The organism is Dyella sp. ASV21, from assembly GCF_016428975.1.
Taxonomy (GTDB): domain Bacteria; phylum Pseudomonadota; class Gammaproteobacteria; order Xanthomonadales; family Rhodanobacteraceae; genus Dyella.
In genome coordinates, this window is sequence record NZ_JAELTT010000015.1 from 67,713 (window position 1) to 78,917 (window position 11,205).

Here is an 11,205-nt window from a genome sequence, read left to right on the forward strand (position 1 = left end):
TAGGATCGGTTGAAGCCCGCGAGGCTCACGCTGCCTCGCTGAATGCGCCACCGTGGCTCGCGTGAAAGCGCGAAGCGCTTTGACGCCGCCGAAGGGGCGGTACCCCGTGGGCCTGGTGTTCGCCGCGAATGGTTTAAAGATGCGGGTTTCCCGCTTTCGCGCGAACGACGGCACACCGGGATGCATGGGGCGCTCAGGGCTTCACCAGGCCAAGCGAGGTCACCTGGGCCTTGAGTTCCGCGAGGCTCGCCCACGGCAGGATGGGCGCGTTGTCGCGCTCGTCCGGTGGGTTCTGCAACAAGCCGTCCGACCAGCCGCCGCAACCCGTCAGCGGCAATAAGGGGCGATGGTGGAGCCATGCCAGGCACACCTCGGAGATGGTGCCCGCGCGGCCGCCGATCACCAGGCAGGCATCGCCCGCCAGCGCCATGATCAGGTTGCGCGCGTCGCCCATGCCGCAGGGAATGACCACGGTGGCCGGCCAATCCGGCGCCGGCATCACGTCGGCAGGGAGGATGCTCACCACGGTACCGCCGGCATCGACGGCGCGCTGCGCCGCATGACGCGTGGCCGGGCTGCCGCAGCCGCTCACCACCGTGATGCCCGCCTGTGCCAGCCATTGGCCTGCCTGGCCGGCCAGCTCATAGGCCTTGGAGCCTGGCTCGGCGCTGCCAAGCACGCTTATCTGGGGCTTTCGTAGGGAAGTCATGTCCTTGCCTCGTCCTGTCGATGGCGCCGCTTGCCGGTGGCCGTCGATAACGCCGAAAGGGGCGCGCCGTGTTGGCCGCGCCCCTTCATGGTGTTGCCCTTGGCCCGGGTCATCCCGGGCCAGGGTGGTCCCTTCACATGGCGCCTCGGGTCTGTGCCCGCGACAGCTCGCGTTGCTCGCGGCGGGCACGCAGCCAATCGGAGAAGCGCTCCATGTACAGGTAGATCACCGGCGTGGTGTACAGCGTCACCAGCTGCGAGAGCAGCAAGCCGCCCACGATGGAGACGCCCAGCGGTCGGCGCAGCTCCGCGCCGATGCCGTTGCCCAGGGCCAGCGGCAGCGCACCGAGCATGGCGGCGGCGGTGGTCATCATGATCGGGCGGAAGCGCAGCAGACACGCGCGGCGGATCGCCTCGCGCGGCTTCATGCCCTCGCGCTGCGCCTCGATCGCGAAGTCGATCATCATGATCGCGTTCTTCTTGACGATACCGATCAGCAGCACGATACCCACGATGCCATCCACCGACAGGCTCATGCCGCAGAGGATGAGCGCGAGCAACGCACCCACGCCGGCCGGCGGGAGCGTCGAGATGATGGTCAGCGGGTGGATGTAGCTCTCGTACAGCACGCCCAGCACGATGTAGATCACCACGATGGACGCGATCAGCAGCAGCACTTCGTTGGTCAGCGAGGTGGAGAACTCCGCCGCCTTGCCGATGAACTGGCCGCGCACCTGCGGCGGGAAGTTCAGTTGCTGCTCGACCTCGTGGATCGCCTTTACCGCTTCGGACAGCGAATAGCCCTGCGCCAGGTTGAAGGACACCGTGACCGCCGGCAGCTGCTGCTGGTGGCTCACCACCAGCGGCGCACTGGTCACTTCAGCGGTGGCCAGCGACGCGAGCGGAATGGTGCCGCCGCCACCGATGACCACGCCGGTGTTGGCCACGCCCAGGCCCGTGCTGGTGGAGGAGTTGCTCGATGCCACCTGGCCGAACGCGGTGGCATTGCTGCCCGTGAGCGCGCCACTGCCATTGCTCTTAACGGTGAGCTGGTTGAGCAGCGCCGTGCTGGTGCGGAACTGCGGCGCCACCTCCAGCACCACGCGGTACTGGTTGAGCTGGGTGAAGATGGTGGAGATCTGGCGCTGGCCGAACGAGTCGTACAACGTGTCGTCGATGGTCTGCACCGGCACGCCCAGTCGGCTCGCCTTCTCGCGATCGATGGTGAGCTTGAGCGAGGTGCCCTGGTCGGCGAGGTTGTTGTCCACGTCGGCCAACTCGGGCCGCTCGCGCAGCGCCTGGGTCATCTGGGTGGCGTAGGTGGAAAGCTCGGCCGCATTTACGTCCGACATGGAGTACTGGTACTCGGTGGCCGACACGCGGCTGTCCAGCGTCACGTCCTGCACGGGCTTCAGGTACAACGCCACGCCTGGAATGCCTGCCGCTTCCTTCTGCAGGCGCGCGAGCACGTCGTCCAGTCCGTCACGATCGCCACGATCCTTCAGCACGATGCTGAGCTGACCCTGGTTGAGCGTGGGGTTGATCGAACCGGCGCCAATGAAGGCCGCCACGCCGGTTACGGCCTTGTCGCGACGCAACGCATCGGCCACGGCCTTGGTGCGCTGCTCCATCTGCGGGAACGCCACGTTCTGGTCGGCTTGCACCACGCCGGTGACCAGGCCCGTGTCCTGCTCGGGCAGCAGGCCCTTGGGAATGGCGATGTAGAGGAATACCGTGAGCACCACCGTGGCGGCGGCGATCAGCATGGTGAACCGCTGATGGCCCAGCACCCAGTCCAGCGAACTTTCGTACACGTTGACCAGACGCGACCACCAGGTGTGCTTGCCGGCGGCAGCGTGGCGCTCGTGCGCGTCGTCGCCTTCGGGCAGCGCGTCGGGCTTGAGCAGGTAGGCGCACATCATCGGCGTCAGCGTCAGCGACACCAGCATGGAGATCGCCACGGCGATGGTGAGCACCCACGCGAATTCGTGGAACAGGCGACCGGTGACGCCGGGCATCAGCAGCAGCGGCAGGAACACGGCGATCAGCGATACGGTCAGCGACAGCACCGTAAAGCCGATTTCCTTGGCGCCGATCTCGGCCGCTTCCTTGCCGTCCTTGCCTTGTTCGATGTAGCGCACGATGTTTTCGATCATCACGATCGCATCGTCCACCACGAAGCCGGTGGCTACGGTCAGCGCCATCAGCGAGAGGTTATCCAGCGACATGCCGGTGAAGGCCATGACGCCGAAGGTGCCCATCAACGACAGCGGCACCGCCACCGACGGGATGATGGTGGCCCACAGGCGGCGCAGGAACACGAAGATCACCGCCACCACCAGGAAGATGGTGAGGATCAGGGTGAACTGCACATCTTCCACCGAGGCGCGGATGGTGATGGTGCGATCGGCGAACACATCGAGGTGCACGTCGGCCGGCAGCACCGCGCGCAGCTGCGGCAGGATGTTGCGGATCTGCTCCACCGTCTGCACGATGTTGGCGCCCGGCTGGCGACGGATGTCGAGCAGCACGGCCGGCTTGCCATTGGCCCACGCGGCGAGCTGATCGTTCTCTACGCCGTCGACCACGCTGGCGACGTCGGACAGACGCACCGGCGCATTGTTCTTGTACGCGATGATGGTGCTCTTGTACTCGGCCGCGTCGGAGAGCTGGTCGTTGGTGCCGATGCTGTAGGACTGCGTGGCGCCGTTGAGCGTGCCCTTGGGCGCGTTCACGTTGGCCTCGGTGAGCGCGCTGCGCACGTCCTCCATGGTGAGGCCGAGGTTGGCCAGCTGCGAGGGGTTCACCTGCACGCGCACGGCCGGGCGCACGTTGCCGGCAATCGACACCAGGCCCACGCCCTGCACCTGCGAGAGCTTCTGCGCGAGGATCGAGTCGGCGTAGTTGTTCACATCACGCAGCGGCAAGCTGTCGGAGGTGAGCTTGAGCGTGATGATGGGCGCGTCGGCCGGGTTCACACGGTTGTATACCGGCGGATACGGCAGTGTGCTCGGCAAGGTGCCGCGCGCCTGGTTGATGGCGGCCTGCACGTCCTGCGCCGCGATGTCGATGTCACGATCCATCGCGAACTGCAGCACGATGGTGGACAAACCCGCCGACGAGTCGGAGGTCATCATGCTCAGGCCGGAGATCTGGCCGAAGTTGCGCTCCAGCGGCGTGGTCACCAGCGAGGCCATGGTGGATGCGCTGGCGCCCGGATACTGCGTCGTCACGACCAGGCTGGGAGCGTCGATTTCCGGCAGCGCCGACACCGGCAGCTCGCGGTAACCGAGGATGCCGAGCAACAGCACCGCCACCATCAATAGCGAGGTGGCGATCGGTCGGCGAATAAAGAGTGTGGAGAAGCCCATAGGTATGCCGTCTATAAGTGGCTGTCAGCTCGCCCAGGCGATCCGGCAAAGGAGGGCCCGTAGCCGCGTCGACGCTTCATGCGTGCGCCGCTGTGCTCTGGAACGCGCGGCCACCAGGCCGCGCCTTCCGTTTCCTGCATCCGTGCTTAGCCGCGGCGACCGCCGCCGCCCTGCTTGGCTTGCTTCTTGGCCTTGTCCATTTCGGCAGTGGTCGGTGCCGCCGGCACTTCGCCCGGCTTGAGCGCCTTGACCTTGCTGCCCGGCTTGAGGCGGAACTGGCCTTCGGTGACCACCTGCTCGTTGAGCGCGAGGCCCGAGCCGATCATCACATGGCTGTCGCCCACTTCGCCGGCCACCTTGACCGCCTGCATCTTGACCGTCTGGTCCTGCTGCACGAGGTACACGTAGTCGCCATCCGGACCGCGCTGCACCGCCTGCGACGGGATCACCAGGCCGCCAGCCACGGTGTGCACCTTCAGGCGCACGTTGACGAACTGGCCCGGCCACAGGTCGCCCTTGGTGTTCTGGAACACCGAGCGCAGCTTGAAGGTACCGGTGGTGGTGTCGATCTGGTTGTCGATCACGCTGAGCTGGCCGTCATCGGCAATGGTGTGCGCATCGGCGCGATCGAGCGCCAGCACCTCCAGCGGATCGGCACCGCCGGCGGCTTTGCGTACCATCTCCAGGTTCTGCTCGGGCAGGCTGAACATCACGTAGAGCGGATGGATCTGGGTGAGCGTGACCACGGCGGTGGTGGTGGTAACCACGTTGCCCGGGTCGACGTTGCGAATGCCCGCCACGCCGTCGATCGGCGAGACGATGCGGGTGTAGTCCAGGTTGACCTTGGCCGAACGCACGGCAGCCTTGTCCGCCGCCACCGTGGCGGTGAGGTTGGCCACGTTGTTGCGGTAGGTGTCCATGTCCAGCTGGGCCACATAGCCCTTGGCGACCAGCGCGTCGTTGCGCTTGAGCGTGCTCTGCGCGGTGGCGAGCTGAGCCTCGTCCTGCTGCTGCTTGGCAGCCGCCTGATCGTAGGCGGCCTGGAAGGGACGCGGATCGATCTGCGCCAGCAGGTCGCCCTTCTTCACTTCCTGGCCTTCCTTGAAGTTGATGCTCAGCATCTGCCCGCTCACCTGCGGGTTGATGGTGACGGTGTTGAGCGCCTGCACGGTGCCCAGCGCGGTCAGGTAGACCGGGACATCCTGCTTGACCACCGACTCGACCGTCACCGGTACCGGCGTGTCCTGCCCACCTTGCCCGTTCTGGCCGCCCGCCTGGCCATCCCCCTTCTGCTGACCGCGATGCTGCCCCTGCGCACCGTCCTCGGCGCCCGGCTTGTGCAGCAGTCGGAAGCCCACGGCTCCCAGCACGATCACGACCACGACGGTCAGCGCGATCTTCCAAAAACGCGACATGAAAAACTCCCAGAGATAGACGGCGGGCCACCCGACCCCACCGGCGCGCTCACGCGCCTGACTTGTACGTCGAGTGAAAGGATAGGGGCAGTTCAACGAAATTGGACAATGCCAGTTGACATGGGTGCCCCATGACCGATGGCAGGGTTTTGTCAGGTTATGCCGTCAAAATGACGAAATGACTGTGAAAACAGCACTCTCCGTGCCATGAAGAAGGTGGCGCAGGGCGCCCTGAAACTTGCCGCGGGCTTCGTCTATACTTGCTCGATTGTTGTCTGAACCTATGCCCAACCCCGGCTGAAAAGCCATCCATTAGATATGGAGTGATTGCGTGAGCGGTTCCCTGACCAAATCCGACCAGAGCTTCATGCGCAGCTTCTCGCTGCTGATCGCGGGCCTGTCTGTGCTGACCTTGCTGCTGATCGGCGGCGCATGGTGGATCTACGACAACGAGCCCAAGGAAACCAATCCGCAAACCGTCCAGCAGGTGGCCCAGCGCATCGCCCCGGCAGGCGCGGTGTACGCCGGCGACACCGGCCGCGCCGCCATGCAGGCCGCGCAGGAGGCCGCCGCCAAGGCCGCCGCCTCGCAAGTGGCCTACGGCGGCAGCACCGACGGCAAGACCATCTACGACAACCTCTGCCATAGCTGCCACACGGCGGGCGTGGCCGGCGCACCCAAGCTGGGCGACAAGTCCAACTGGGGTCCGCGCATCGCCGAAGGCCTGGATACCCTGGTCAAGCACGCGGTCGAAGGTTACAAGGGCCCGGATGGCAACATGATGCCGGCCAAGGGCGGCAACCCGGCGCTGACCGACGAGCAAGTCAAGAACGCCGTGCACTGGATCGTGGACCAAGCCAAGTAAGCACCGTTCGCCCACGCAAAAACGCCGCCCCTCGGGCGGCGTTTTTCGTTGAGGCAACGTCGCGTGCGCCGTCGCCAGACGCTTATGACCACGCCTGGCGCCACCAGCTCACCGCGCCCTGCGCCCACGCGGCCGCTCAGCTGGCGGCGATCCATTGCACGGCAAAAAGCTGCAGTTGAGGGAAAAAGGCCTCGAAGTGCGCCTGCAGCGGCCGCTCCAACCCAGCCAGCACCGGCATGGCCTCGCCCACCGGATTGCTACGGCGCAGACGCCGGGAAATGCCATCCAGCGCCGCCGCCAGTTCCTCCGGGCGGGCGTAGCCGCCCGGCAGCGCATGCGCCTGCATATATAGACGGAACCGTTGCAGGCCCGGGGGCAGCAGGGCCGCATGGCGATCGAGCAGCGCGCGCACATCGCTGGAATACGGCTCCAACCCCACGCTGCTCCAACGTGGGAAATCGCGCGCCAGCAGATGATCGAACCACATGTCGAGCAGGATGCCGCCGTAGCGCCGGTACGGTGGCGGCAACAGCGCACGGGCAGCCGCCACCTCGGGGTGGCTGTCGGTATAGGAGTCGATGGCCCGGTGCAGGCGGATGCCCTGCACTAGCCGGGGAGGCAGCGCCGGATCGGGCTGGCCGTGCACGAAATCGCCCATCAGGCCGCCCAATTGCAGCCATTCGTCGTTGCCCGCCAGCAGCGTGTGCGCCAGATGGTTCATGCCTGCTCCCGGGTCCAGCCCGACCGGCCTCGCCACGTGGCGGTTATCATCTTGACCATGAATCCCATCACGCTCCCCACCCAGCCCGAGTCATTTCCCGAGCAGGCCGCCAGCTTCGCGCTGGAAGGCCCCGCCGGCAAGCTCGAAACGATCACCGACGTCGCCATTCCCGAGGAAGCGCGCCGCGGTACCGCCATCATCTGTCATCCGCACCCGCTGCAAGGCGGCACCATGCACAACAAAGTGGTGACGATGGTGGAGCGCTCGCTGCGCGAGTCCGGGCTGGACACGGTCCGTTTCAACTTCCGTGGCACGGGTGAATCCGAAGGTACCTACGACCACGGCAACGGCGAAGGTGACGACCTGGCCGCCGTGGTGGCCTGGGTGCGCCACGTGCGCCCGCACGATGCGATCTGGCTGGCGGGCTTTTCCTTCGGCAGCTATGTCTCCATCCGCAATGCCGCGCGCCTGCACGCCGACGCCCTGATCAGCATTGCCCCACCCGCCGGCCGCTGGCCGTTCGAAGGCTTCGAACTGCCCAGCTGCCCTTGGCTGGTGGTGCAGGGCGAAGAAGACGAAGTAGTGGACCCGCAAGCGGTGTTCGACTGGATCGACGGCATGACGCGCAAGCCCGTATTGGTGCGCATGCCGGAAACCAGCCACTTCTTCCATCGCCGCCTGATGGACCTGCGCGGCGCGGTGAAGCACGACGTCCAGCCGTGGCTGCCGCCGCTGCGCCAGGATTGATCCCCCCGTTTCCGCCCGACCCGGCGCCCGGCCATGGCCACGGCGCCCAGAGAAGCTGTCGTACTTATGAGTGATTCCCCGCAACTCGCGCCCAGTGCGCGTTACCTCGAAGGCGTCCAGGCCCACCGCTGGGAGGCCGACCCGGCCCAGCAGGCGCTGCTGCCGGAGTTCGACCGCATGCATGCCGCCTTGTGCGCGGGCAACAGCAACGGCAACGGCGGCCTGTTCGGACGCATCAAGTCGCTGCTCGGCAGCGAGACGCGCGAACCCGTGCCCGGCCTGTACCTGTGGGGCAGCGTCGGCCGCGGCAAGACCTTTCTGATGGACCTGTTCGTATCCAGCCTGCCGCATGGCACGGCGCTGCGCCGGCACTACCACCGCTTCATGGGCGAAGTGCATGAACAGCTACGCGCGCTGGGAGAGCGCCAGGACCCCTTGCTGGAGGTCGCCGCCAACCTTGCCGCGCGCTGCCGCGTGTTGTGCCTGGACGAGTTCCTGGTAAACGACATCGGCGATGCGATGATCCTGGGCACCCTGTTGCAGGCGCTGTTCGATCGTGGCGTGAGCCTGGTCACCACCTCCAACACGGCGCCGGCAAATCTCTACAGGGATGGCCTGCAGCGCGCGCGCTTCCTGCCGGCCATCGCGCTGATCGAAACGCACTGCCATGTGGTGCAGATGATCTCCTCGCAAGACTGGCGCCTGCGCGCCCTGACCCAGGCCCCGGTGTACCACACCCCTCCCGGCCAGGAGGCGGAGCGCGCGCTGGCGCGCATCTTCAACAGCCAGGCCGAGGGCAACGTGGAGGAAGGCGGCGAGATCGTGCTCAACGATCGCCCGATACCGGTGCGCAAGCGCGCCACCAACATCCTGTGGTTTGATTTCGCCGCGCTGTGCGAAGGCCCGCGCGCCGTGTCCGATTACATCGAACTGGCCAAGGCCGGCCCCGCGGTCATCATTTCCAACGTACCGCAGTTCACCATCTACACCGACGACGCCGCACGACGTTTCGTGATGCTGGTGGACGAGTTCTACGACCGCCACGTAAAGCTGGTGCTATCGGCCGCCGCACCCATTACCGAGCTGTATGACGGTGAGCGACTGCGCGCGGAGTTCGGCCGCACGGAATCGCGCCTGATCGAAATGCAGAGCGAGGAATATCTCGCCAGCCCGCACTTGCCCTAAGCCACCGATGCGGCGATAGCCGCAAGCACATCGTCGGCGTAAGCACGTGCATCGCCACGGCGCGCCGAGCATGGGACAGCGCGCCGTCATCCAGGGACGGCAAGCAGCTGGTATGGTCGCAGCCTTCCACCTCCGGGAGCCGCCATGTCCGTTCTGCTCGCCCTTGCCCTGCAATTGAGTTCCGATGTCAGCCCCGACTTTCAGGAGCGCGTGAGCCAGGCCAAGCTGGCCGAGGGTGCCGCGGTCGGGCCGGCCTACCAGAAGCAGATGTGGGATCGCATCGGCAACCCAACCACCGATGCCTACAAGTCCTGCATCGCCAGCAACGCCCCGGCCGACAAGTCGCCCTTCACCCTGGTGGCCGATGTGCTGCCGGATGGTCGCCTGGCGCGCCTGCAGGTACAGCCGCAAACCGCTGTCGCCAAATGCATGGCCGGACAAGTGAGCAGTTGGGTACTGCCGGCGCCGCCTGCACGGCCCGCGCCGTATCCAATCGAAATCGATTTCAGCGTAAAGAAATAGTCGGCATGGCCGATCTGCTGGGCGAGGGATCGCCCGGCCGCACTGCCAAATGGCCTTCCATTTGTCGCATTGCAGCCTGTGACATCGCTGCAGTAGCCTCCATTCGCTTGGGGATGTAACGCCGTTCCATACAGGGGTGAACACGCGATGCATACGACCACCGCGCCGGACCTGACTCAGGATGAGTTCGGGTCGCAGGCCGCCGCGCTTGGCTTGGACCGGGCGACATCTTCCGTATCGCCGGACGGCTTTGCCGTACCAGGCTTTGACGCGGTGGTGCGTCTGGTCACCCGCTCGCTCAATGCGCCCCTGGTGTCACTGGTGCTCAACGGCGGTACCGCCTACTGGTTCGCCGATGGCAATGAGCTGCCCGCCCACCATCCGCGTGCCGTGCATCCACTGCATCTGGAAGCGGCCCGCAGCCTTACCCCATGCGTGGTGTTGGACACCCTGCATGACGAGCGCTTCCGCGATGCGGCGCTGGGGCTGGCCGCCGGCCCGGGGCCGATACGCTTTTTCGTCAGTGAGCCGGTCTATACCCTGACCGGGCAACAGATCGGCGCCTTGTGCGTGATGGACCTCGCCCCGCGCACCAGCCTGAGTGAAGCGGAGCAGATCGCCCTGCACGATGCCGCGTCGCTGGTCGGTGCGGGCGTGGTGCTGCGCAGCTATCTGGGGCGCACCGATCCGATTACCCAACTGCCACATCGCTTCGCGTTCTTCGATGACCTGCGCCGGCATCTACACGAACGCGAGCCCCATGCATGGGTCATTGCCATCGACGTAGCGCCCGTGCAGCGTTTCAACGCTTTTATACGTGCGATGGGTCATGCCTACGCGGATGAGTTGATGCGTGCCGTGGCGCAACGGGTGTTGCGCTGGGTGCCGGAGGGCACGCGGCTATACCAGGTGGGCACGACCCGTTTCGCCATCGTGCTGCCCGATCACCAGGTGGTGGCCGATACCTCGCGACTGGACGAACTGGTGTCGCGGCTGCGCCAACCGTTCGATTGCCTGGGCATTCCGCTCACCATCCAGCCCGGCGTAGGCTTGCTGAAGATCGATGGCAGTCATCTGCGCGGCGGTGATCCGCTGCGCCTGGTCATCAATGCCTCGCATGCGGCGCAACACAGCGTGCGTGGCTGGGCGGTCTACGATCGTCACCAGGACGAACAGCAGCGGCAGGAATTCTTCCTGGTCACCGAACTGGCCGCCGCGCTTACCGACCGCACCGAGCTCGATCTGCACTACCAGCCGCGCATTGACCTGGACAGTGGCCGCTGCATCAGCCTGGAGGCGCTGGCCCGCTGGCAACACCCCACCCTGGGCCTGATCCCACCCAGCCAGTTCATTGCGCTGGCCGAACGCGCCGGCTTGATGCGCTCGCTCACCCAATGGGTGCTGGAGCACAGCGTGGCGCAGCTGGCGACATGGCGACGCCAGGGGCAGGACATCAAGCTATCGCTCAACGTATCCAGCACCGACCTCGGTGCCGATCTGGTGAGCCGCGTGCAACAGGTCGCCGAACAGCACAAGGTGAGCCTGGATACGCTGGAGCTGGAGTTCACCGAGAGCACGCTGATGGAGCACAGCGCCACCACCCGCCGTCACCTCACCGCTTTGCGCCAGCTCGGCGCAGGCATTGCCATCGACGATTTCGGCACCGGCTAC

At 66.0% G+C, this 11,205-nt stretch carries 9 protein-coding genes; 5 read left to right on the top strand and 4 right to left on the bottom strand.

Annotation, left to right across the window (positions count from 1 at the left end; translation table 11 throughout):
• Positions 1 to 193 precede the first annotated feature (193 nt).
• From JHD67_RS07580 to JHD67_RS07590, 3 genes are all read right to left on the bottom strand, one after another.
• Entirely contained in the window at positions 194 to 709 is a 516-nt protein-coding gene (locus tag JHD67_RS07580) for a Rossmann fold nucleotide-binding protein (protein WP_199098562.1), read from the bottom strand.
• 133 nt (positions 710 to 842) lie between these two features.
• Positions 843 to 4,079: an efflux RND transporter permease subunit gene (locus tag JHD67_RS07585; RefSeq protein WP_199098563.1), complete on the bottom strand. Its 3,237-nt coding sequence runs from the start codon at positions 4,077 to 4,079 to the stop codon at positions 843 to 845.
• Between the two features lie 146 nt (positions 4,080 to 4,225).
• Positions 4,226 to 5,494 (bottom strand): efflux RND transporter periplasmic adaptor subunit, encoded by a 1,269-nt coding sequence (locus JHD67_RS07590; RefSeq protein ID WP_199098564.1) that lies wholly within the window; start codon positions 5,492 to 5,494, stop codon positions 4,226 to 4,228.
• Positions 5,495 to 5,861: 367 nt separating this feature from the next.
• Here JHD67_RS07590 and JHD67_RS07595 point away from each other — a divergent pair, with 367 nt between their 5' ends.
• Positions 5,862 to 6,359 carry a c-type cytochrome gene (locus JHD67_RS07595; RefSeq protein ID WP_199098574.1) on the top strand — a complete coding sequence of 166 codons (498 nt, stop codon included), beginning with the start codon at positions 5,862 to 5,864 and terminating at the stop codon, positions 6,357 to 6,359.
• 136 nt (positions 6,360 to 6,495) lie between these two features.
• Here JHD67_RS07595 and JHD67_RS07600 read toward each other — a convergent pair whose 3' ends face one another.
• Entirely contained in the window at positions 6,496 to 7,080 is a 585-nt protein-coding gene (locus JHD67_RS07600; RefSeq protein WP_199098565.1) for an ACP phosphodiesterase, read from the bottom strand.
• 57 nt (positions 7,081 to 7,137) lie between these two features.
• Between JHD67_RS07600 and JHD67_RS07605 the strand changes: the two genes are divergently transcribed.
• The 4 genes from JHD67_RS07605 to JHD67_RS07620 form a co-directional block, all read left to right on the top strand.
• Positions 7,138 to 7,827, top strand: coding sequence for an alpha/beta family hydrolase (locus JHD67_RS07605; RefSeq protein WP_199098566.1), 690 nt, complete (start codon positions 7,138 to 7,140; stop codon positions 7,825 to 7,827).
• 66 nt (positions 7,828 to 7,893) lie between these two features.
• Positions 7,894 to 9,012: a cell division protein ZapE gene (gene zapE, locus JHD67_RS07610; RefSeq protein ID WP_199098567.1), complete on the top strand. Its 1,119-nt coding sequence runs from the start codon at positions 7,894 to 7,896 to the stop codon at positions 9,010 to 9,012.
• A 144-nt stretch (positions 9,013 to 9,156) separates the two neighbouring features.
• Positions 9,157 to 9,534, top strand: coding sequence for a peptidase C13 (locus JHD67_RS07615; RefSeq protein WP_199098568.1), 378 nt, complete (start codon positions 9,157 to 9,159; stop codon positions 9,532 to 9,534).
• A 147-nt stretch (positions 9,535 to 9,681) separates the two neighbouring features.
• On the top strand, positions 9,682 to 11,205 hold a 1,524-nt coding region (locus JHD67_RS07620), incomplete at its 3' end, for an EAL domain-containing protein (protein ID WP_199098569.1).

Bases quoted from the DNA above. Each gene is read 5' to 3' on its own strand.
- JHD67_RS07580 (WP_199098562.1), bottom strand. From the start codon at position 709: ATGACTTCCCTACGAAAGCCCCAGATAAGCGTGCTTGGCAGCGCCGAG.
- JHD67_RS07585 (WP_199098563.1), bottom strand. From the start codon at position 4,079: ATGGGCTTCTCCACACTCTTTATTCGCCGACCGATCGCCACCTCGCTA.
- JHD67_RS07590 (WP_199098564.1), bottom strand. From the start codon at position 5,494: ATGTCGCGTTTTTGGAAGATCGCGCTGACCGTCGTGGTCGTGATCGTG.
- JHD67_RS07595 (WP_199098574.1), top strand. From the start codon at position 5,862: ATGCGCAGCTTCTCGCTGCTGATCGCGGGCCTGTCTGTGCTGACCTTG.
- JHD67_RS07600 (WP_199098565.1), bottom strand. From the start codon at position 7,080: ATGAACCATCTGGCGCACACGCTGCTGGCGGGCAACGACGAATGGCTG.
- JHD67_RS07605 (WP_199098566.1), top strand. From the start codon at position 7,138: ATGAATCCCATCACGCTCCCCACCCAGCCCGAGTCATTTCCCGAGCAG.
- zapE (WP_199098567.1), top strand. From the start codon at position 7,894: ATGAGTGATTCCCCGCAACTCGCGCCCAGTGCGCGTTACCTCGAAGGC.
- JHD67_RS07615 (WP_199098568.1), top strand. From the start codon at position 9,157: ATGTCCGTTCTGCTCGCCCTTGCCCTGCAATTGAGTTCCGATGTCAGC.